Raw genomic sequence first — 22,638 nt, forward strand, 5'->3', positions numbered from 1 at the left:
GCAGCCCGTGTCACCGTGGCGCCGCGCAGGTTCGGCCAAACACACCCCACAGGATTCGCGGGGTCGGACAACTGGGTTTTTCATCGGCAAAGACTTCGCCTCCTCGGTTCGGATCAGGGTGAGGCGAGTGCAAAGTTTTGTACGGCGACGCCGCATGAAACACTGTCATTCCCCTCTGGGACACCCCGCCCAGGTTCGTTATTTATCGGATGGCAGGTCTCCTGACTTGCGGGTCAACGCTGTCCCGATCCTTCCCAGGCCAATGCCCAGTGGACGATCTCGGGTCGCTCACCGCCTACAGTTGCGGGGGCAGTCACGGATTTGGTCGATGAAACCGACCGCACCGTATTCCCTTTTATCCCGTCCCGCAATCTGCGGTTAGGAACCATCGCGGTGACAAAACACGAAAGGGGTTGATTTGACAAGAGCCCGATCTAACACGAAGTGGTTAATTGCTTACAACCCCTCACCGATCAGCAAGCTGTCGCCCTTATGGTCTGAGGAATTTGGCCGTTCCGACAGTGCGCTGACCAGGCGCAGGCGTTGGCTGTGATCGGTCAGCACTTGTACCTGGCGGGACGGCGATTCGCTCATCCCCAAGCCCGTTGCGTTCACAGGCCACCCCGTCCTGGTCGGGATCGTTTCGAAGGTGATACCCGGGCCCGCCTTCATAAAACGGACCAATTCCCATCGATGCCGCTGCATCGCACCCTGCCATCGCGATCAGGTGGATCACTGCGCCTTCACGGTTGTATTCGCTGACCCGCATGTAAACTCCGATCGCTATAAGCCCGGTGCTCAGCGGCAAGGCCATGATCATGAATAGGATACGAAAAGGCGACAATGCCTTGCGACGCGTTTTGTCCGCACGCCTTTGACGTTTTGTCGCCCGGCGGGTCTTACCTGATTGCTGATCTGGATGGGTATCGGCTGACATACCGCCAGCCCTACCGCAGATATGTGGCAAAGCCGAGGCCAACGCGTGACAAGAGCCTGAAACGCACGATCTTTCAGGCCATCTAAGCTTGCGAACGGGCGTTTATCTCACGACATGGACGGCACAAGCGGCGTGCCGCACCACATGCGCCGCAGTGGAGCCAAGCAGCAAATCCTGCATGCCCGGACGATGAGATGCCATGATGATCAGGTCCGGTTTGTTCGCTTGGGCCCAATCCAGAATGGTGCGCCCGGAATGCCCCTCGACCACCAATCCATGCGCGTTGGGCAAATCGGCTGCCAGCTTGTCAAGCTCATCCTGAATGGCCTTGCGGGCCTGGCTCAGGTATTCAGCCGGCATATACGAAATTGCATAATCCGGGATGTGTTCGACCACATGCAAAAGTATAATCTCGGCCTCAGGTGTCGCAAGAAGCCGTGACAGCTTGATCGGCCCTGAAATATCCCGCGTTGCGTCAAATGAGATGGGGACAAGAATCTTGTGATACATAATGAGGCCTCCGTGATTACACGCTTATCCTGGCCTCGATTTCGATATTCGGCTTTGATCCAGGTCAGGATTCGCCAAATGTTTCAGCGACATCGTACATGACCGGCTCAAAGCTCTTGCAAAGTTCATTGATTTTGCGATTGCGATCCCGCATCTCTGAGGTGCGCAGCATTGCCAGAAAATCCTCGCGCCGTGCCCACTGTGAATAATTTGCGATCCGCGTCTGCGCATCGTTCACATGCAATCCGGCCGCAATAAAGCCAGGCTGCTTTGAAATAAATTCCGCGTAAGCATCTGTTAGTGCCTCAAGCAAATCTTGGCAGGTTCCGGGGGTCATTTCAAATGTAGTGATAACGGTCTGAGTAGTGTTGTCTTTGGAAATCTTGGGCATCTGGATTCTCCTGTCTCGGCTTCGAGACTAACACAAGATTTCCTCAGGCAATCATAAACTGCAAAACTTTGTGATTGAAATTCCGGCAAAAAAGCTGACCGCAGCACACGCTGCGGTCAACCGGTTTCGCCTCTATCGCTCCATCCGCATAGTCACCGAAGCCGTGCCTTTCACCGCCTCGGACCACCGCAGCCGGACATTGCTCTGACCTGTCCCCTGATTCAGTTCAACATATGGGGTGCCGTAAAGCGTCCTGTTCAGAACGGTTTTCAGAGCACCAAGGGTCACCACTGCATCACAACCCCGCGCCTTGGCGCCAAAGGGCAACCGACCCTGCGAATTGATCAGCCACGCGGACGAGGTCGAGTTTTGCGAATGTCGAATGCGCAGCGGGTTTGCACACGGAGTGGTAATTTTGTGGAAGGTGTTGTTTTCAAACGCAACGTTCACGTGCCGGTCGTGATTGAGGTCGGCGAAACTGGTATCCACCCGCTCGGCCCGGTCAATATTGACGTTGTTCACACGGAACTTGTTCCCGGTCACCGTCACGCCGTTCAGATAGTGACCGCTGCCATAAGGTCGCACCACAAAATAGCTGAACCAGGGTGCTACATCGCTGGAATAGAAGATGTTGTCCGTGACACTGAGCGCACTGAACGAGAAACCGGTTGTATAAACCGGGTTGGTGTCCCGTTCGTTGGTCCACTCGATAAAGCAGTTGTCGACGTAATTCTCGGCAACGGACGAGCTGTTATAACCGCCAATCAGAACCAGACCCGCGTTGCGAATGCCATTTGTGACGTTATCGCCCTGAAAGAAGTGGTTTCCAAGGACCAGGTTGTTGTCGCCGCCCAAGACCGCAAAGTGATGAAAGCGGGTGGCGCGGTTGTGACGCAGTTTCACGTCGTTTGCGTTGCTGTTCAGCGCAATCGAACTGCGATCTGCCACGTCCAGACTTTCTTCGGTAGACAGGAACTGGCAACCGTCGATCAGCATGCCCTGACAACCGGTCCCGATGGACGTGATCCCGCGATCTTTCGGGCGGCTGATGAAACAGTTCTTCAGAACAAACGTATTGCCGGACGGGGCCAGCCGGATCGCACTGCACCGGCCATTGCATTGAATTTCAATTCCTTCCATGTTGAACTTCTGCAACGCGCTGAAACCGCTGAAATCCAGAACATACTGATACGCGGTGAACGTAAAGTTCTGGGTTCCTGCCGCATCATAAATTGGTGCATTCAAGGTAATTTCACCAGCGGCGTCATCTTTCGAACGCACGTAGATTTCGCGACCAACTCCGCTGCCTTCCACCTGCGCTCCCACTGGGATGTTGGCGACATTGGCGACATTGGTCAGCTTGAACGGATCATTTGGATCATAGGTCGCAACCGAGGTGAAACTGCTGGTGTCCCAGGCGCTGCTGCTTTTCACGTCAAACTGACCGTTGCGAATGACACGCCGGGTGGCATAACCGGTTCGGTTCGGCACAGCAGCCGCCATATCGATCGGCGCATCGACCGAGATCTTGCGGCCACCCATGTCCAGTGATTCATGGTCCGAGTTGTTCAGCAAAGCCTGAAACGCCTTCTTGAAGGCCAAGGCCTCGTCTCCGAAAGCAGAGATATACGTTGGCAAATCAAAATTCTTTGTCAGCAACAGCATCTTGTCATCCGGGATCGTGACGGTGCCGTCAAACTCGATTTCCGACACGAGACTCGTGTTCTGCGCCAGATGAAACACCCCTTGCGGTACGTAAACGCGACGGCCATTTGCCACCTGATCGGCAGCCTCGAAGGCCGTCGAGTCGTCTGTCGTACCATCACCCACCGCGCCGAAATCGCGCACATCCACCACACCGATCATGTCGCGCAGAAAGACACGTGTGATATCTGAAATCTCGATATCATCGACACGGACAACCGCGCCGTTTGCCCCCTCGATATCCAACCCGAAATGCCCGTAAATGGCCGATGCCCCCCAGGACATGTCCACGCCGGGCCGCAGACCGGTTCCCACAATGGCGGTAATCTCATGGACGCTGCCATATCCGGTCAGCTGCGTCGCCGGTCCTTGTTCGATCAATCCCGGAACATGCACATCACCGGCGCCCCCGGCCCAGCCGGCAATTCGAACGGACGGCAACGGTCCACTGATGGCTTTAACCCGCGCCTTGATCTGCAAATAACATCCCGGCAAAAGCTGAGTTTGCCCCATATACCGCAGTTGCTGAGTGGCGGCTGTCTTGAAGATTTCCAGGCAACCGGCGAAATCGGCATCGGCCGGGACAAAAACACCCGAACCCGACCCTTCATAGGTTGGCGATCCGGGCGTGCCATCGCCGCTGGACCAGACATTCAGACCGTTCGCGAATGCAGGCGTCATGAACACGATGCCGTCGGTGATTGCCTTGTTCATAGAAATCCCTTTCCCAATCGCGCCGCAGCAAGGGGCAACGCGCAAAAACCCAGTGGCCGGGGCGATATGCCCCGAAACGCAAAAGTCTGAGTATCGAAAAGGAATTAACCGCCGCTCATATCACCGTGACGGTCCTGTTGCGCTATGCCGACGGGTCGGATTGGCTAAGCAATTGTACACCGTTGATCTTCCAACCAGATTCCAGCTGCACCATCTGGTAATCCAGAATGTGTACTCGGCCCTCGCCATCCACAATCATGACTTTCTGCCACAAGGCTCCGGCCACTTCGCGCAGTTCGAGAAACCGCACATCCGCTGGGCGCCAAACCATCGGATAGCCGTTGCGCACCATCGCCCCAAAGTTGTCCGGGGTGCGGAACAGGTTCTGGATATTGGGACTGGCAAAGGTAAAGGCGGTGGCAAAGTCATCCGCCTTGAATGCCTGAATCTGCGCCGCGATATTGGCTTCGATCTCGGCGTTCTGGGCATACGCGCCCGAGGCCAATCCGGCGCTCAGCGATACAGCAAGCAATAGTCGACGCATGGGGCCACCTCCTGACCGAAGGGTAGCCCCATGTGCGATCAGGTCAAATCAGACCAGTTCCCCGGCCAGTGCCTTGTCGATCAGAGCAATCGTCTCGGGCACGCCATAAAGGGCGATGAACCCGCCAAAACGGGGCCCCTGGCTGGCACCCAGCAGCACTTCGTAGAGCGCAGTGAACCAGCCGCGCATCGGATCAAACCGCTCGCGCCCGATGGAATAGACCACCGATTGCAGCGCTTCGTCTTCCATCGGTCCTTCATAAGCCGCCAGCTCGGCCCGAAGCGCCTCCAGCGCCTCACGCTCCTGATCCGTCGGTGCGCGATGCTGACGCGTCGGTTTGACGAAATCGTTGAAATAGCGCACCGCAAAACCCGCCGCCTGATCCAGATCGGGATGCGTCTCGGCCGTGGCCTCGGGCGCATAACGGCGGATAAAGCCCCACAGCGCTTCTTTGTCCTCGGCCCCCGAAACAGACGCCAGATTCAGCAGCATCGCAAACGGCACCATCAGCGTGGATGCGGGCACATCCCCACCGTGTATATGCCACACCGGGTTGTTCAACTGCGCCTTCAGGTCCTGCCCGGGGTAGGCCCGCAACTGCTGATGATATTCATCATAGGCTTTCGGGATCACATCGAAATGCATCCGCTTGGCGGTCTTGGGCTTTTGATACATGAAATACGCCAGCGACTCGGTCGGCGCATATGTCAGCCATTCGTCAATCGAGACGCCATTGCCTGACGATTTCGAAATCTTCTGGCCGTTCTCATCCAAGAACAGCTCATAGCTGAAATGCTCGGGCGCGCGGCCGCCCAAAGCCCGGCAGATCGAGTCGTAAATCTTCTCGTTGGTGGCATGTTCCTTGCCATACATCTCGAAATCCACGCCCAGCGCCGCCCAGCGCGCACCAAAATCCGGCTTCCACTGCAGCTTGACGTTGCCACCGGTGACGGGAACGGTCCACTCCTTGCCCGTCTCGTCATCGAAGGTCACGGTATAGGTCTCGGCACAGACCTTCTTCATCGGCACATACATCACCCGCCCGCTTTCGGGATGCAGCGGCAGGAAGATCGAATAGGTCTGCTGCCGCTCCTCGCGCAGGCTTTTCAGCATGATCGCCATGATCTCGTCATAACGTTCGACCGCGCGCTTGAGCACCTCGTCGAACTGCCCGGATTCGTAGAATTCCTTGGCCGAGTAGAACTCATACTCGAACCCGAACGTATCGAGGAACCGCCGCAGCATCGCGTTGTTATGTTCGCCAAAGCTCGGGTATTCGCCAAACGGATCAGGGACCGAGGTCAGAGGCCGCTGCAAATGTTGCTCCAGAATCTCAGGATTCGGCACATTGCTGGGTACCTTGCGCATCCCGTCCAGATCGTCCGAAAAGCAGATCAGCTTGGTCGGGATATCCGACAGTGCCTCGAACGCGCGTTTGACCATGGTGGTTCGCGCAACCTCACCAAAGGTCCCGATATGCGGCAGGCCCGAGGGACCATACCCCGTCTCAAACAGCACATACCCCTTGTCCGGCGCGCCCTTCTGGTACCGTTTGAGCAACCGCCGCGCCTCTTCAAACGGCCACGCCTTGGACGTCATCGCGGTTTCACGCAGGTCGGACATTGATTTGCTCCATCGGGATAAGCGCCGGACACCCCATGCACCCGGACCGGCCCCTGTTATTGTGCAGGTGCAGTATGAGTCAATAAAGGGTGGGAATTTTCGTGTCTCTAAAGGCCAGAGTGACATTTGTTCGATGCTAGGCCTACCTCGCAAATGTCCGCAACGCGGGACGAAGTTGCCGTTCGGCAAGGTTCACAATCTTGGGAAATGAAGACGCATTTCCTTTTTTGCGCCCTGAATCGGGCGATTGAAAGTCACCGTTTAATTTTCTTCTGCGAAAGTGAACCGATAAGAAGAACAGCCCAAAATAGTGTATTTGTCAGAAAGCAAAATTGCTGAGGTGAGGAAAGCCATGACATCTGAGAACGCGCTGATTTATCTGTCTGACGAGGACCTCGGGGGTTTGGGCATCCATCCTTCTGAAGTTGCCGATGCCATTGAGTCTGCTCTGATAGACAAAGTTGAAGGAAAGCTGCAAGCCTCTCCCAAAACAGTCATCCTGCCCGGAGACGGACGCTATGCAATGTCTACCTTGGCAATGGGAGATAATGATTTCATCGTGACCAAGCAGGTCACATTGTGTCCGCAAAATCCGGCGAGGGGACTTCCCGCAATCAACGGTGCAATCATGGTTATGGATGCACAAACCGGACGACTTCGCGCGGTCTTGGGAGCGAATTGGATTACGGCAATCAGAACTGCTGCCCTGTCAGTGGTGGCAGCGCGTAGGCTTGCTGACCCTCATGCCGAGACCGTGGCTTTTGTGGGCGCGGGGGTGCAAGCTCACTCCCATCTTGCTGCGTTTTCAGAACTTTTTTCATTGAAACGAATCCGCGTGTTCGGGCGAGGCAAAGAGAATGTCGACAAATTTTGTCGTTATGCTCGAGGACTGGGGCTGGAAGCTGAATCGTGCACTAATGCCAAAGACGCTTTGTGTGATGCCGATCTGATAGTGACATCGATAACTTTGGACTACTCTATCGAACCCTTCTTAGATGGCCGATGGCTGAAACCGACCGCCTTCGCGGCGATAACAGACATCTGCATTCCATGGATGCCGGCAGGCATGGCTGCTTTCGAAACGGTGATAGTCGACGACCGACAACAGGAACTGGAAAGCGACAAGCCGATGTTGCCATACGAGCAAATTGCTGGCGATTTGGGGGAATTGGTCACTGGGAAAGTCGATATCCGAGCGCGCAATAAACCGGCGGCATTTGCTTTCAGAGGAATTTCATTGGGGGATTATGCTGCTTCGGTTCTCGCGGTACGCCGGGCCGCCGACATACCCGTGAAATGAGGCCAAAGACATAAAATGTACTTTGGAATTAGAAGTCGAAATGGTTGCTTTTGGGCGCCAAGCCGTCAATCACGTCACATACGGAACAACCTTGCCCCTCAGATCGCTTTCTCCGCCCCCAAACAATCGGTTGAACCTCCCCGCACCCCCTCCTATCGTGCGCGCAAAGACCTTTTGTTCAGGACGATCCCATGGCCCAGCAAACCCCACCCTCCATGTCTCCGCAGGATTGCCTCGTGGCGATCATGGTCGCAATCTCAGCATCGGACGAGACCATCCGCACAGCCGAATTGGTCAAGATAGAAGGGGCGGTCAACATGCTGCCCGTGTTTGCGGGCTATGACATCGACCGTATCCGCGTCGTTTCACAGGTTGTGTTCGACCTGTTCGAACAGGAAGAAGGTCTGGATGCGCTGTTCGGTCTGATCCGCGACAGCCTGCCCGAGCGACTCAATGAGACCGCCTATGCGCTGGCCTGTGATGTGGCTGCCGCAGATGGTTCTCTGGCCGAGACGGAATTGCGCCTGCTGGAAGAAATCCGGCACGAGCTGGACATCGACCGCCTTCACGCCGCCGCCATCGAGCGCGGCGCGCGGGCACGCCACACGACCTGAGGCTAGCTTCCGCTCAGCGTTCCCCAGCGCGCGATCAACGCGCGCTGCAATCTGCGTGACCTGTTGTTCCAACCGCGCGCACCCGGGGGTCGTTCGCGCTGTGCACGCGGGATGGTAGAGCGGTGATCAACATCTGCGGTAAATATAGCAAAGGCCAGTTCTGACCCGTCCGGCGTGGTAATGAATCCGCCCAGACCGGACACAAAGTTCAGCGTCCCTGTCTTTGCATCCACCTTGATCGGATGGTCTTTTACGGGTCGTCCCTGACTGTCCAGAAGCCTGTAATTCTTGAGCAAGGGCCGCAGCATCCCATCCTTCTGCGCGGCCACCAACGCTCTGACCAGGTCCCCCGGCGCCATGCGCGACTTATCTCCAAGACCCGAGTGATCGACCATGGCGATGCCTGTCACACCGAAGGTTTCGGCCGCCCAGCGGTTCATTTCGGCGGCAGACTCCGTCAGGTTTTGCGGCTTCGCACCGCGCGCTATCGAAGCAGCCAACCCAACCATCTCAGCAGTGATATTGGTCGAGAATTTCAGCATCCCACGCAGGATGCTCTCCAGCGGGTCGCTGAGATGCACGACAAGCTCAGTTCCCTGCGGCGCTTCCCGCGTAACCTGAACGCGGCCAAGCACGATGCCGTTAGATCGCGCCAGCGTCCGGAACACATCGCCCGTGTACAGCGCCGGTTTGCGCACAGGCAACCAACGCGCGCCACCATTGCCCAGCGCGCTTCGGGCGACGGTCCAGCGATCCTGCCTCGCGCTGGGCTGATAGGTATAGATCGGGCCCTTGCGATTTTCGAGCGTCATGGCCGCCATATCAACCGCAGGCGCATACCGGGCGCTGCGCGCATCCATAGTGACGTCGTATTTTGTACCCGCCCGCTTCCATTCAAAGTGCACGCGGTTGAAATTCAGAGCCATCCCGCTGATCGCCGGACTGTATCCCAGATGATCGGGCTGGCCTGCGTCAATGCTGAACACGTAAGGCAGCGCCCCATCGTAGACCTTGAACGCCCCACGAACTTCGATGATCCCGGCCTCGCGCAGATTGGCCGCCATTGTAGCCAGCGCATCCGTATCCAACAGCGGGTCGCCGCCACCAGCCAGTATCAGGTCTCCTTTCAGAACTCCGTTCTCGACGGGCCCATCAGCCAGCAGCCGTGTCTGAAAGCGATGATCAGGCCCCAGAACATCCAGCGCATACATCGCAGTCAAGGCCTTGGCGACACTGGCCGGAGGCAATCCGCGATCTCCGCCAAAGGCCTCAAGCTCAGTCCCGGTATTGATGTCGGCCACAGCAAAGACGACCTCGCCGCGCAGCCCGGCATTGCGGATCAACCGTTCTGCACCACTTGTCTTCGGGCCGCGTAACTGGGGACGCAAAGACACCAGCGGCGCGTCGGCCAGTGCTGCGGATGGGGCTACAACGGCCCCAAGACCCATCAGAAACTTTCGTCGTGAAAACCGTTCGACCATAGGGCAAATAAAATCCCAGAGCTTAAATCCAGACAATCACAGGATTAAGATTATGCGCAGAGGGGAGTCATTCCGGCAACACCCCATCGGCCCAGATGCCGCGATTGCGAAGATCAGTTGAACTGACGTCAACCATCGGCACGTTCACAAAACACCACGCCGGAGCCTGAGCACGCCCCAACAAATGCCTTGCCTGTCCGTCGATCCGGTATTTTGCGTAGAGGCGGGCGGCAGGCGACATCCGGGCCGAAATCCGATCCCCCGGACGCGCAACCACTCCTACAGGTGCGCTGTTGATGATCTGTCGCCAGTTTTTCCAACGATGAAACTGCGTCAGATTGTCGGCCCCCATCAGCCACACGAACCGCACCCGCGGGTAAAGCCGTCTGAGTTCGGCCAGCGTATCCGCCGTCGCCCGCGTCCCCGTCAGCGCCTCGATATCCGTGACCTCGACCCGCGGATGACCCATTACCGCCCGCGCCGCAATTACCCGCCGCTGTAGCGGCGCAGGCCCGCGCTCCTTCAGCGGATTGCCAGGGGACACCAGCCACCACACCCGATCCAGCCCAAAAGCCTTCATCGCCTCGCGCGTGACATGCACATGGCCCTGATGCGGCGGATCAAAAGACCCCCCGAACAACCCCACGACCTGCCCGGGCCGCGCATATGGGATTTGGAAACGCTCCATCCCTTGCTGATGTTCAGAACTGCGCTTGGTTGTCAATCAACCGGCTGCACCAGATCGCCCAGCGCAACCCGCCCGGGCCGCACCACTTCAGCACACCACCCGCCATGCCCCCGCACGGCAGAATAGCCCCCCTTGCCCAAAGCCTCTTCCATCCGGCTGCAGGGTGCACAGATCACGGTGAACCGCAAAACCGCCTCTCCCACCTGCACCTCCCGCCCCTTGAGCGCCGCCAGATTGACCCCCGAAACCACCAGATTGCGCCGCAGGGCCTCCGGCGCAACCGACCCTCGCCCCAGATAAGAGCCAATCGCCGCCAGATGCTCGTACTGGATCAATGTCACCGCCCGCTTACCCGCACGACCGCGGTCGCCTTCCACGCCATCTGCGGAGATGATGCTTGTTCCAACAGCTTGCATCTGCACCCGCCGTTCAGGTCGCACTCCGATCCATTCGACCCGCCCCGGTTGTGCCCAACCTGCGATCAACTCTGCCAGCTCAGACAAATTCTTCTCCTTTCGCGATACAACAGATTTAGACGGCTCCTCGCGCCACCAAGAATCACAAAACCACCAGCTTGCCCCGCCCGCCTCGCTCGGATATCCAGCGTTTTAACTCAATTTCCCCGACCCAGAGGACGCGACATGGCCGCCTATCAATATGTCTACCACATGCAGGGTGTCTCAAAGACCTATCCCGGTGGCAAGAAGTGCTTTGAAAACATCCACCTCAGCTTTCTGCCCGGCGTGAAAATCGGTGTCGTCGGCGTCAACGGTGCCGGTAAATCGACCCTGATGAAGATCATGGCGGGCCTCGACAAGGATTTCACGGGCGAGGCTTGGGCCGCCGAAGGTGCCAAGGTCGGCTATTTGCCACAGGAACCAAAGCTGGACGAAATCCTGACCGTGCGTGAAAACGTCATGCTGGGTGTGGCGGAAAAGAAGGCGATCCTCGACCGCTATAACGAACTGGCGATGAACTACTCGGATGAGACCGCCGACGAAATGGCCAAGCTGCAGGACGAGATCGACAGCCAGAACCTCTGGGACCTCGACAGCCAGATCGACGTCAGCATGGAGGCGCTGCGCTGCCCGCCGGACGATGCCAACATCGCCAACCTCTCGGGCGGTGAGAAACGCCGCGTGGCGCTCTGCAAGCTGCTGCTCGAAGCGCCCGACATGCTGCTCTTGGACGAACCGACCAACCACCTGGACGCCGAAACCATCGCCTGGTTGCAACAGCACCTGATCGACTACAAGGGCACCATCCTGATCGTCACCCACGACCGCTATTTCCTGGATGACATCACCGGCTGGATCCTCGAACTCGACCGTGGGCGTGGCATTCCGTACGAGGGCAACTACTCTGCCTGGCTGGAACAAAAAGCCAAACGGCTCGAACACGAAGCCCGCGAGGACAAGTCCAAGCAGAAAACCCTGCAGCGCGAATTGGAATGGATGCGTCAGGGCCAGAAGGCCCGTCAGGCCAAATCCAAGGCCCGGATCAACGCCTATAACGAACTGGCCGAGCAGTCCGAACGCGAAAAGCTGACGCGCGCCCAGATCGTCATCCCCAACGGCCAGCGCCTCGGCGGCAAGGTGATCGAGGTCGAGGGCCTGTCGAAACACATGGGCGACAAGCAACTGATCGAAGGGCTGGACTTTGCCCTGCCCCCCGGCGGCATTGTCGGCGTCATCGGCCCCAACGGTGCCGGTAAATCGACCCTGTTCAAGATGCTCACCGGTCAGGAACAACCCGACAGCGGCACCATCACGCTGGGCGACACGGTCGAACTGTCCTATGTCGACCAGTCCCGCGACGACCTTGCCGACAATGACACCGTGTGGGAGGCGATCACCGGCGGCGCCGAGATCATCCAGCTGGGCGACGCGCAGGTCAATTCCCGCGCCTATTGCTCGTCCTTCAACTTCAAGGGCGGTGACCAGCAGAAGAAAGTCTCGCTGCTATCCGGCGGTGAGCGTAACCGCGTCCACATGGCCCGCCTGCTGAAAGAGGGCGGCAACGTCCTGCTGCTCGACGAACCGACCAACGATCTGGACGTCGAAACCCTCCGCGCGCTGGAAGACGCTCTGGTCGATTTCGCCGGCTGCGCCGTGGTCATCTCACACGACCGCTTCTTCCTGGACCGGATTTGTACGCATATTCTGGCCTTCGAAGGCGATGCCCATGTGGAATGGTTCGAGGGCAACTTCGAAGACTACGAAGAGGACAAGAAGCGCCGCCTAGGCCCGGACGCGCTGGAGCCAAAGCGGATGAAGCATAAGAAGTTTGCGCGGTGATAGATTGGGGGACCATCGCTGGAGCAGTGGGCCTTGGCTCAGGACGTTTTGAAATTCGACTATAGATACCAATAGATAGGCCATGCACATTCTAAGAACGGGATGCATCCTTTTACTTTCGTCAGGTTCAGTTGCAGCCGATCCTCTCAACGCTGCAGCGCAAGAGAAATATGTGCTTTACTTGTCAAGAGATGACATGACGTCGGCACAGAACCGAATTCTTGCCGAATGTATGGTTGGGAAGCTCACAACGATGGGCAAGGAATTCCTATTGCTGGCCAGATCGGAGCGCGATGCAAAGATTGCTATGCTCGCTGCTGGGCATAACCCGATTCATGATGACTGTATTTCAGAAGCACTTGCTGACGCTCCGTAAGATGAATGACAACAAACGTAGGATGGGGCTCCACCCCATCACTCATTCAACGATCATACCCGAACATCCGAGTTATCAGTTCTCGTGCGCCAAACCAATTCCAACCTCTCAAATGACGGGGTGAAACCCAATCCTAGGGTTCACCGGCCTTTCCTGAGGTAACACCACAACTCCATTTCAGATCAACCCGACCCACGCGGATTTCACCTCAAGAGCCGCCCAAAGAGGCGACTTCAAATTCCCATGACAAGTCACGCGTAATTGCTTAGGATCAAAGGTCAAACTCGCTACTAAAGGAATTGGGTGGCCTTGTGGAGCAACTGACTTTCACGTTTGAGATGGGTGTCGTGTGCGCCCTGTTGGCTTTTACCGTTTTCCTGTTTGTCTCGGAAATTGTCCGCATCGACCTGTCTGCCATTCTGGTTCTGGTTTTGATCGGGTTGCTCAGCTATGCGCCCGGTCTGGGAAATCTGGCGGACGTGCCGCATCTGTTTGACGGCTTTGCCTCGAACGCCGTGATCTCGATCATCGCGGTGATGATCGTGGGGGCCGGTCTGGACAAGACCGGGATCATGAACAAGGTCGCGGCAGTCATTTTGAAATATGGCGGCAAGGCCGAAAACCGGGTGTTGCCCATCGTGTCCGGAACCGTCGGCGTCATTTCGTCTTTCATGCAGAACGTGGGGGCCGCTGCGCTTTTCCTGCCTGTCGTCAGCCGAATTTCATCCCGATCCGGTATTCCATTGTCGCGGTTGCTGATGCCTATGGGGTTCTGCGCCATTCTGGGGGGCACCATGACCATGGTCGGGTCCTCTCCGCTGATCCTGCTGAACGATTTGATCCTGACGGCCAATAACGGTTTGCCCGAGGAACAGAAAATGCAACCCTTTGGGCTGTTTTCCGTCACACCGATCGGTGCGGTTCTGATCCTGACAGGTATCGCCTATTTTCTGCTGCTGGGCCGGTGGGTTCTGCCCGGCGAAACGGGGCAGGACAGTACGGGCACCGGACAAGGCACGCAAGAATATCTGCAGCGCGTCTATGGCCTGAAGGCGGATGTGTTTGAGGTCGTGGTGCCCGCGGAAAGCCCTCTGGTCGGGCAAATCCTGGCTGACATCAATTTCGAGAATCATCTGTATATCATCTCGACCTTCTATCGCGGCAAGACATCCATGGTTCAGGTTCTCACGGCGGAAATTGCCGCCCCGTGCCGCCTTGCCATTGTCGGCCGTCGCTGGGTTGTCGAAGAGTTCGCGCAGAAATACGGACTGACCGTCTTGCCCGATCTGGACGTGTTCGTCGAAGAATTCGCGCCAACCAATGCGGGCATTGCCGAGGTGGTCGTAACACCGGACAGCAAGTTGATCGGCAAATGCCCGCGTGAGCTTTTGTTTCGCAAAACCTACGGTATGTCGTTGCTGGCCATTCATCGGGGTGAAGAAACGCTGAGCCACGTGGAAACGGAAGATCACGAATCCACTCAGATTGGCCTTGAGGAGTTCCACGCTGGCGACATGCTTGTGGCGCATACACGCTGGGACAACCTGATGCGGATCAAGCGGGATCCGGATTTCGTGGTCGTCACTTCGGACTTCCCTCAAGACGAATTGCGGCCGCAAAAAGTCGGATGGGCGCTGGCGTTTTTTGCCATTTCCCTGTCGATGATCCTGTTCACCGATATCCGCCTGTCGCTTTGCCTGCTGACCGGTGCCGCCGGGATGATGCTGAGTCGTGTCCTCAGCGTGGATGAGGCCTATCGCGCCGTAGGCTGGAACACCGTGTTTCTGCTGGCTTGTCTGATCCCGCTGGGCCAGGCAGTTCAGAACACCGGAACAGCCGCATGGATAGCGCAACAGATCATGCTCATTCTGGATGGCTGGCCGATCTGGTCGCTTCAGGCCGGAGTGGCGATTCTGGCAACGGCATTCTCGCTGGTAATGTCAAACGTGGGGGCCACGGTTCTGCTTGTTCCGCTGGCCGTATCCATCGCGGTCGCCGCCGGAGCCAACCCGGCCCTATTCGCTCTGACCGTCGCGATTTCCACATCGAACAGCTTTATCATTCCAACCCATCAGGTGAATGCGTTGATCATGGGACCGGCCGGATACAAGGTTACGGATTTTGTTCGATCAGGCGGAGTGATGACCGTTCTGTTTTTGGTCGTATCGCTGGTGATGCTGAATTTGATCTTTTGACAATCAAAGGCCCGCCTGACGCTCTGCAGACGTCTCAGTAGGCTGTCCCCTGCGGCCTCGCGCTAAAGAATGTCCCAGTCATCCTCATGCGCGACCTCTCCAAGAGCCATCCACGTCACCCGAATGCGCGCAATCCTGCTGTCGGACCACGTGCGGAACACTGCGCTAAACCCCTCGAGCGTGACCTCCTCGGCCTTTACCTCGGCCCGCAAAGCGGTGGATGTGTCCACGTCCCATAGCGAAATGCCGATCTGGACAACGGGTGTGGTCCGAAATGGTTGACAGAAGCGTATCGTCGCACGACGTTCGCGCGGGCCTTCGCCTGTCCACATATCGCCACCATCGGCAAACTCGGAAAACAGAACTTCTTCACCTTGGTCGATACCAATGGGATGGGTGGCAAATGTCTTCATCAGCTATCTTTATTATTGAATTTCTGCTTCTTACCGCACGCGTCTGTCAAAATCACGACAAAAAAACGGCCCCGCATTGCAGGGCCGTTTCAAATTGAATGAGCTGAACCTTTACAGGCTCATATGCGTTCCAAGGGCTTCCATATCGGCCAGCAGCTTGGCAGCGTCATCGACGATGGTCTGATCGTCACCGGCCTTTGCGGCCTCGTGCGAAGCGCGTGCCTCGGCGATCAGGTCATCCAGATGCGACCGGGTCACTTCGGCAACCGGAATGGCCTTTTCAGCCAGAACCGACAGGCTGTCGCCGTTGATCTGGGCAAACCCGCCGGTGACCAGGTATTCGCTGGCTCCTGCGGGTGCCTCAACCTTCAGCAGACCGGGGCGCAGCGTGGTGATGGTGGGGGCATGGTCGGGCATCGCCGTCATGTCCCCGTCCGCGCCGGGAAGCTGGACCGCGGTGGCCTCAAGCGAAGCAAGGCTCCGCTCGGGGCTGACGAGGTCGAATTGCATCGTGTTTGCCATCAGGGATACTCCTTAGGCGGCTTCTGCGGCCATCTTTTCCGCTTTGGCGATCACTTCGTCGATGCCGCCAACCATCAGGAAGGCCGCTTCGGGCAGGTGATCGTATTCGCCAGCCACAACCGCTTTGAACGAGGCGATGGTCACGTCCAGAGGAACCTGAACGCCCGGCGAACCGGTGAAGACTTCGGCAACGTCGAAGGGCTGTGACAGGAAGCGTTCGATCTTACGGGCACGGGCAACGGTCAGTTTGTCTTCTTCCGACAGTTCGTCCATGCCGAGGATCGCGATGATGTCCTGCAGCGACTTGTAGCGTTGGAGGATCTGCTGAACGTCGGTCGCAACGCCGTAGTGCTCTTCGCCCACAATCGCGGGGTCCAGCAGACGCGAGGACGAGTCGAGCGGGTCAACAGCCGGGTAGATACCCTTTTCCGAGATCGCACGGTTCAGAACGGTGGTCGCATCCAGGTGCGCAAACGAGGTTGCCGGCGCGGGGTCGGTCAGGTCGTCCGCAGGAACATAAATGGCCTGCACCGAGGTGATCGAACCCGACTTGGTCGAGGTGATGCGTTCCTGCAGCGCGCCCATGTCGGTGGCCAGCGTCGGCTGGTAGCCCACAGCCGAAGGAATACGACCCAGCAGAGCCGAAACCTCGGAACCCGCCTGCGTAAAGCGGAAGATGTTGTCGACGAAGAACAGAACGTCGGTACCGGACTGGTCACGGAACTGCTCGGCCAGCGTCAGACCGGTCAGAGCAACACGCGCACGCGCTCCCGGAGGTTCGTTCATCTGGCCGTAAACCAGCGCAACCTGCGATTCCGACAGGTTGTCGGGCTTAATCACGTTCGATTCGATCATCTCGTGATACAGGTCGTTCCCTTCACGGGTCCGTTCGCCAACACCCGCAAACACCGAGAAGCCCGAGTGCACTTTTGCGATGTTGTTGATCAGTTCCATGATCAGAACGGTTTTACCAACGCCGGCACCGCCGAACAGACCGATCTTACCGCCTTTGGCGTAGGGGGCCAGCAGGTCAACAACCTTGATGCCGGTCACCAGGATTTCCGACTCGGTCGACTGTTCGTCGAACTCGGGTGCAGGCTGGTGGATGGCACGGGCCTCAGACGCTTCAACCGGGCCCTTTTCGTCGATCGGCTCGCCGACCACGTTCAGGATGCGGCCCAGCGTGGCGTTCCCAACCGGAACCGAGATCGGAGAACCGGTGTCGGTGACGGCCTCGCCACGGACCAGACCTTCGGTTGCGTCCATCGCGATGGTGCGGACGGTGTTTTCACCCAGATGCTGAGCAACTTCCAACACCAGGCGCTTGCCGTTGTTGGTGGTTTCCAGCGCGTTCAGAATTTCAGGCAGCTGATCTTCGAAGTGCACGTCGACGACGGCCCCGATGATCTGTGTGACTTTGCCTTTTGCATTCGCCATGTTTCGTCTCCGGTATGTCTCTACAGCGCTTCGGCGCCGGAAATAATTTCAATCAGCTCGTTGGTGATCACGGCCTGACGCGAACGGTTGAACTGGATCGTCAGTTTGTCGATCATCTCACCCGCGTTGCGTGTCGCGTTGTCCATTGCGGACATCCGCGCACCCTGTTCAGACGCTCCGTTTTCGAGCAAAGCCGAGAAGATCGCGGTCGCGACCCCCTTGGGCAGCAGGTCGGCCAGGATGGCCTCTTCGCTGGGCTCGTAGTCGAACACGTCACCGCTGTCGTCACCTGTCGCTTCGTCCTCGAACGAGGCGGGAATGACCTGCTGTGCCGTCGGGATCTGGGTCACAACGTTGACGAACTTCGAGTAGAAGATCGTGGCAACGTCGAACTCACCCCCGTCAAAGCGGGACAGGACGTCCTTGGCGATGTCTTGCGCATTGGTGTACCCGATACGCTTGACCTCGCTCAGGTCGACATGTCCAATGAACAGATCGCCCAAATCGCGCTTGAGCGCGTCACGGCCTTTTTTGCCGACAGTCAGGATCTTGACCGTCTTGCCTTTGCCACGCAGCTCTCCCGCCTTTTGACGAGCGAGCTTGGCGATGTTCGAGTTGAAGCCGCCACACAGGCCGCGTTCAGCTGTCATGACAACCAGCAGATGGACATCATCGCTGCCCGTACCCCGGAGCAGCTTGGGGGCGCTGTCGCTGCCCCCGACCGACGCCGCCAGCCCCGCCATCACGGCATTGAACCGCTCGGCATAGGGGCGCGAGGCTTCGGCAGATTCCTGGGCGCGGCGCAGTTTTGCGGCCGCGACCATCTGCATGGCCTTGGTGATCTTGCGGGTCGATTTGACCGACTCGATCCTGTTTTTAAGGTCCTTCAGACTAGGCATCGGAACCCCCTATCAAGCAAAGGTCGCGGCGTATTCGTCGATCGCTGCCTTGATCTTGTCGGACGCATCGCCTTTGACCTTGGGATCTTCGTCGGTGATCCACTTGAGCAGGTCAGCGTGCTTGCCGCGCAGGTGCGACAGCAGACCGGCCTCATAGCGGCCAACATCCTTGACGTCGATCTTGTCGAGGTAACCGTTGGTGCCCGCGAAGATGACGCAGACGATTTCAGCGTTGGTCAGCGGCGAATACTGCGGCTGTTTCATTAGCTCGGTCAGACGCGCACCACGGTTCAGCAACTGCTGGGTTGCGGCGTCGAGGTCAGACCCGAACTGCGCAAAGGCCGCCATTTCGCGGTACTGCGCCAGTTCCAGTTTCACCGGACCAGCAACCGATTTCATCGCATCGGTCTGAGCCGAAGAACCCACACGCGAAACCGACAGACCGGTGTTCACAGCAGGACGGATACCCTGATAGAACAGTTCGGTTTCCAGGAAGATCTGACCGTCGGTGATCGAGATCACGTTGGTCGGAATAAACGCCGAAACGTCGCCACCCTGCGTTTCGATAACCGGCAGAGCGGTCAGCGAGCCAGCACCGAAATCTTCGTTCAGCTTCGCCGAACGCTCCAGCAGGCGCGAGTGGAGGTAGAAAACGTCACCCGGATAAGCTTCACGTCCGGGCGGACGGCGCAGCAGCAGCGACATCTGACGATAGGACACAGCCTGTTTCGACAGGTCATCATAGATGATCAGCGCGTGGCGGCCGTTGTCGCGGAAGTATTCTGCCATCGCGGTCGCCGAGTAAGGCGCCAGAAACTGCATCGGTGCCGGGTCGGACGCGGTCGCGGCCACAACGATCGAGTATTCAATCGCACCGGATTCTTCCAGTTTCTTCACCAGCTGCGCAACGGTCGAACGCTTTTGACCAACGGCCACGTAGATGCAGTACAGTTTCTTCGACTCGTCGTCGCCTGCCGCGTCGTTGTAGGTTTTCTGGTTCAGGATGGTGTCCAGAGCCACAGCGGTTTTACCGGTCTGACGGTCACCAATGATCAGTTCCCGCTGGCCACGGCCAATCGGGATCATCGCGTCAACCGATTTCAGACCGGTTGCCATCGGCTCGTGCACCGATTTACGCGGGATGATGCCCGGCGCTTTGACGTCTGCAACGCCACGCTTCGACGCGTTGATCGGGCCCTTGCCGTCCAGCGGGTTGCCCAGACCGTCAACAACGCGGCCCAGCAGCTCGTCACCGATCGGAACGTCCACGATCGAGTTTGTGCGCTTGACGGTGTCACCTTCTTTGATGTCACGGTCGGAACCGAAGATAACGACACCGACGTTGTCGCTTTCCAGGTTCAGCGCCATGCCCATGATGCCACCGGGAAATTCGACCATTTCACCGGCTTGCACATTGTCCAGGCCGTATACACGGGCAATCCCGTCACCGACGCTCAGCACGCGGCCGATCTCGGCCACTTCGGCTTCCTGACCAAAATTCTTGATCTGGTCCTTCAGGATTGCAGAAATCTCTGCAGCTTGGATTCCCATTTATCCGACCTCTTTCATTGCATTCTGTAGGGAGTTCAGCTTCGAACGGATCGAGCTATCGATCATTTTCGAGCCCACTTTAACGACAAGACCGCCGATGAGGCTTTCATCCACGGTCGCATTGATTGTCACGATCTTGCCCACACGCTCGGACAGCGTTTTGGACAGTTTATCCAGTTGGGTCTTGGTCAGCGCCTTGGCCGAGGCGACATCGGCGGTCACTTCGCCACGCTCGTCGGCCAGCATGTCGCGCAGAACCTGCACCAGTTGCGGCACCACAAACAGGCGGCGTTTCTGCGCCATCAGACCCAGCGTGTTGCGCAGGATGGCGTTCAGGCCCATCTTGTCTGCAACTGCGGTGATTGCGCCCTCTTGCTCGGCGCGCGAAACCAGAGGCGAAGCGATCAGGTCGCGCAGCTCGGCGCTGTCGCCCAATGCTGCTGCCAGATCGTTGATTCCGGTTTCCAGACCTGCAAGGTCATTATTCTCTTTCGCGATCTCGAAGATCGCCGTGGCATAGCGCTCGGCGATGCCTGTGGAAATCGAAGCTGGTTCGGACACGTCCACCCTTCCGATATTTGAGGCCCCGATTTTGAGTAGCGGCCGCTACCTTGGGGCGTGAGGAAACCCCGTCCATAAAGGGCGGGGATCAAAATCACCGGGGATGTAGCAGAGGTATTCCAACCTAGCAATACGCTATAGCGGTAACATACTTATCCACAAACCGTTAACTTTCAGACAGTTACATCAAGTGCGACCCTTTGGACCGGTTGGCTCAGTTGAAAAATGTTACGAATATGCAGGTTTTTGCGATTCCTGTGACTTTTTTCCCGCAATTCGCGCGCGCCAAAAGGCCCAATTGTCAGGCAGGTTTCAGCAATCCATCCAGCGCCTTTATGGGTCGCCTGGACTTATCCTTCGTAACGCTGCCGCTTGGGGGGCGAATATGTTTGCTGACCTCAACCATCAGAACGCCACCCGCCATAACGGTTGGCACCCGCTGTCCGGTTTTTTCGATCAGATTACCCGATTTCAGCCAGAAGCGGCGAAAGGAAGGTGGCATGTAAAGGGCCGAGCAATGGCCCTCGGGCAGGAAATGGTGCGCGCGAAGCTGGTTCTCCAATTGCGATGCCGAATACGGCCGCCCGAACCCGAATGGTGTGCGGTCCGAGCGTGACCAAAGACCGGCCCGGTTGGGCACCACGAACAGCGCCTTGCCGCCCGGCCCCAGCACCCGCCAGCATTCTTCCAGCACCTTGCTGGGCCGCTCTGACGTCTCAAGCCCGTGCATCACGACCAGCTTGTCCACATGACCGGTTTCGATCGGCCAGAGTGTCTCTTCCGTCAGGACCGACACATTTGGCATTCCTGCAGGCCAGGGCATCACACCCTGCGGCCCCGGCATCAAACCAATCACCCGGCGCGCATCTGCGAGGAAAGGGCGCAACAGGGGCACCGCAAATCCGAATCCAGCCACGGTCTGCCCTTTTGCCTCGGGCCACAGCTCGATCAACCGGCCCCGGATCGCCGCCTGCGCCGCACGTCCCAACGTGCTGCGATAGTAGAAATTCCTCAGATCCTGCACATCAAGATGCATTGCGGACACCCGGTCAATCGGCTTAGCTGAGCGCAGTCTAGCAACGAAAGGGCAAAAGGCCATGCCTCTTGAGATCGTCACCATTCCTTGTCTCAGCGATAACTACGCTTTTCTGGCGCATGACGCCGAAAGCGGCAATACCGCATTGATCGACGCACCCGAAGCGGGGCCCATCCTGTCTGAACTGGATAGACGCGGCTGGAACCTGTCGCATGTGCTGCTGACGCATCATCATTGGGATCATGTGGATGGGTTGGCGGGTATTCTTGAGAAGCACAACGCACAGGTAATCGGTGCCGCCGCCGACGCGCACCGCCTGCCGCAACTGGACCTGAAAGTGAATGACGGTGACAGCTTCGCGTTTGGAGGTGAGAAGGTCGAGATCATGGATGTCTCGGGACACACGGTTGGGCACATCGCTTTTTATATGCCGCAAAGCGCGGCTTTGTTTACGGCCGACAGTCTGATGGCGTTGGGCTGCGGACGTTTGTTTGAAGGGACCGCACCGCAAATGTGGGCCTCGCTCAGCAAGCTGGCGGCCCTGCCGGACGAAACAATCGTCTGTTCCGGTCACGAATATACGCAATCAAACGCCAAATTCGCCGTCACCATCGATCCGGATAACCCGGCACTGAAAGACCGTGTGGCCGATATCGAACGCGCCCGCGCCGCAGGCGAGCCCACTGTGCCCTCGACTCTTGCCTTAGAGAAAGCCACAAACCCCTTTCTCCGTGCGGCTGATCCGGCGATTCAGGTACAACTGGACATGGAAAACGCTGACCCGGCGGAAGTTTTTGCTGAGATCAGAGGTCGAAAAGACCGATTCTAATGCATAATTTACCCTC

22 protein-coding genes and 1 riboswitch are annotated in these 22,638 nt (G+C 57.8%); of the genes, 6 read left to right on the forward strand and 16 right to left on the reverse strand.

Annotated elements, in window-relative coordinates; genetic code table 11:
- Positions 1-194 precede the first annotated feature (194 nt).
- Positions 195-405: riboswitch (cobalamin riboswitch) on the reverse strand.
- An 85-nt stretch (positions 406-490) separates the two neighbouring features.
- The 6 genes from ACR0K4_RS08750 to ACR0K4_RS08775 form a co-directional block, all read right to left on the reverse strand.
- Entirely contained in the window at positions 491-937 is a 447-nt protein-coding gene (locus ACR0K4_RS08750; RefSeq protein ID WP_480853638.1) for an excalibur calcium-binding domain-containing protein, read from the reverse strand.
- Positions 938-1,039: 102 nt separating this feature from the next.
- Entirely contained in the window at positions 1,040-1,447 is a 408-nt protein-coding gene (locus tag ACR0K4_RS08755; protein WP_480517384.1) for a universal stress protein, read from the reverse strand.
- 64 nt (positions 1,448-1,511) lie between these two features.
- Positions 1,512-1,838, reverse strand: a complete 327-nt coding sequence (locus ACR0K4_RS08760; RefSeq protein ID WP_480517382.1) for an antibiotic biosynthesis monooxygenase family protein — start codon at positions 1,836-1,838, stop codon at positions 1,512-1,514.
- 132 nt (positions 1,839-1,970) lie between these two features.
- Positions 1,971-4,256, reverse strand: coding sequence for a glycosyl hydrolase family 28-related protein (locus ACR0K4_RS08765; RefSeq protein WP_480853639.1), 2,286 nt, complete (start codon positions 4,254-4,256; stop codon positions 1,971-1,973).
- Between the two features lie 142 nt (positions 4,257-4,398).
- Positions 4,399-4,800: a DUF4864 domain-containing protein gene (locus ACR0K4_RS08770; protein ID WP_480853640.1), complete on the reverse strand. Its 402-nt coding sequence runs from the start codon at positions 4,798-4,800 to the stop codon at positions 4,399-4,401.
- Between the two features lie 48 nt (positions 4,801-4,848).
- A complete protein-coding gene (locus ACR0K4_RS08775) occupies positions 4,849-6,423 on the reverse strand; it encodes a lysine--tRNA ligase (protein WP_480853641.1) in 1,575 nt (524 codons plus the stop codon).
- A gap of 352 nt (positions 6,424-6,775) precedes the next feature.
- Here ACR0K4_RS08775 and ACR0K4_RS08780 point away from each other — a divergent pair, with 352 nt between their 5' ends.
- A complete protein-coding gene (locus tag ACR0K4_RS08780; RefSeq protein WP_480853642.1) occupies positions 6,776-7,723 on the forward strand; it encodes an ornithine cyclodeaminase family protein in 948 nt (315 codons plus the stop codon).
- 191 nt (positions 7,724-7,914) lie between these two features.
- Entirely contained in the window at positions 7,915-8,337 is a 423-nt protein-coding gene (locus ACR0K4_RS08785) for a tellurite resistance TerB family protein (protein WP_480517373.1), read from the forward strand.
- Between the two features lie 2 nt (positions 8,338-8,339).
- On the opposite strand, the gene dacB is transcribed toward ACR0K4_RS08785, so the two are convergent.
- From dacB to ACR0K4_RS08800, 3 genes are all read right to left on the reverse strand, one after another.
- Positions 8,340-9,818 (reverse strand): D-alanyl-D-alanine carboxypeptidase/D-alanyl-D-alanine endopeptidase, encoded by a 1,479-nt coding sequence (gene dacB, locus ACR0K4_RS08790; RefSeq protein WP_480853643.1) that lies wholly within the window; start codon positions 9,816-9,818, stop codon positions 8,340-8,342.
- Positions 9,819-9,885: 67 nt separating this feature from the next.
- Complete coding sequence (locus tag ACR0K4_RS08795; protein WP_480853644.1) at positions 9,886-10,506, reverse strand: nicotinate-nucleotide adenylyltransferase; 621 nt, start codon at positions 10,504-10,506, stop codon at positions 9,886-9,888.
- Positions 10,507-10,538: 32 nt separating this feature from the next.
- Complete coding sequence (locus ACR0K4_RS08800; RefSeq protein WP_480517367.1) at positions 10,539-11,009, reverse strand: MOSC domain-containing protein; 471 nt, start codon at positions 11,007-11,009, stop codon at positions 10,539-10,541.
- Between the two features lie 138 nt (positions 11,010-11,147).
- On the opposite strand from ACR0K4_RS08800, the gene ettA reads away from it, so the two are divergent.
- From ettA to ACR0K4_RS08815, 3 genes are all read left to right on the forward strand, one after another.
- The gene (gene ettA, locus ACR0K4_RS08805) at positions 11,148-12,803 is read left to right on the forward strand and encodes an energy-dependent translational throttle protein EttA (RefSeq protein WP_480853646.1); all 1,656 of its coding nucleotides are present in this window, start codon (positions 11,148-11,150) and stop codon (positions 12,801-12,803) included.
- A gap of 82 nt (positions 12,804-12,885) precedes the next feature.
- Positions 12,886-13,179 carry a hypothetical protein gene (locus tag ACR0K4_RS08810; protein WP_480853647.1) on the forward strand — a complete coding sequence of 98 codons (294 nt, stop codon included), beginning with the start codon at positions 12,886-12,888 and terminating at the stop codon, positions 13,177-13,179.
- A 338-nt stretch (positions 13,180-13,517) separates the two neighbouring features.
- Positions 13,518-15,374: an SLC13 family permease gene (locus ACR0K4_RS08815; protein ID WP_480853689.1), complete on the forward strand. Its 1,857-nt coding sequence runs from the start codon at positions 13,518-13,520 to the stop codon at positions 15,372-15,374.
- 62 nt (positions 15,375-15,436) lie between these two features.
- Here the strand turns inward: ACR0K4_RS08815 and ACR0K4_RS08820 are convergent, their stop codons facing one another.
- The 7 genes from ACR0K4_RS08820 to ACR0K4_RS08850 form a co-directional block, all read right to left on the reverse strand.
- Complete coding sequence (locus tag ACR0K4_RS08820) at positions 15,437-15,787, reverse strand: H-type lectin domain-containing protein (protein ID WP_480853648.1); 351 nt, start codon at positions 15,785-15,787, stop codon at positions 15,437-15,439.
- A 111-nt stretch (positions 15,788-15,898) separates the two neighbouring features.
- Complete coding sequence (locus tag ACR0K4_RS08825; RefSeq protein WP_480853649.1) at positions 15,899-16,309, reverse strand: F0F1 ATP synthase subunit epsilon; 411 nt, start codon at positions 16,307-16,309, stop codon at positions 15,899-15,901.
- Between the two features lie 12 nt (positions 16,310-16,321).
- Positions 16,322-17,746, reverse strand: a complete 1,425-nt coding sequence (gene atpD / locus ACR0K4_RS08830; protein WP_480517358.1) for a F0F1 ATP synthase subunit beta — start codon at positions 17,744-17,746, stop codon at positions 16,322-16,324.
- Between the two features lie 20 nt (positions 17,747-17,766).
- Positions 17,767-18,645 (reverse strand): F0F1 ATP synthase subunit gamma, encoded by an 879-nt coding sequence (locus ACR0K4_RS08835; RefSeq protein ID WP_480853650.1) that lies wholly within the window; start codon positions 18,643-18,645, stop codon positions 17,767-17,769.
- 12 nt (positions 18,646-18,657) lie between these two features.
- A complete protein-coding gene (gene atpA, locus ACR0K4_RS08840; RefSeq protein ID WP_480853651.1) occupies positions 18,658-20,196 on the reverse strand; it encodes a F0F1 ATP synthase subunit alpha in 1,539 nt (512 codons plus the stop codon).
- Positions 20,197-20,757: a F0F1 ATP synthase subunit delta gene (locus tag ACR0K4_RS08845; protein WP_480853652.1), complete on the reverse strand. Its 561-nt coding sequence runs from the start codon at positions 20,755-20,757 to the stop codon at positions 20,197-20,199. It abuts the gene before it with no gap.
- A gap of 301 nt (positions 20,758-21,058) precedes the next feature.
- Positions 21,059-21,793 (reverse strand): class I SAM-dependent methyltransferase, encoded by a 735-nt coding sequence (locus tag ACR0K4_RS08850; protein WP_480517350.1) that lies wholly within the window; start codon positions 21,791-21,793, stop codon positions 21,059-21,061.
- A gap of 61 nt (positions 21,794-21,854) precedes the next feature.
- On the opposite strand from ACR0K4_RS08850, the gene gloB reads away from it, so the two are divergent.
- Complete coding sequence (gloB, locus tag ACR0K4_RS08855; RefSeq protein WP_480853653.1) at positions 21,855-22,622, forward strand: hydroxyacylglutathione hydrolase; 768 nt, start codon at positions 21,855-21,857, stop codon at positions 22,620-22,622.
- The last annotated feature ends 16 nt before the right edge of the window (positions 22,623-22,638 follow it).

The sequence above is a fragment of the Ruegeria sp. K11 genome, assembly GCF_056531905.1.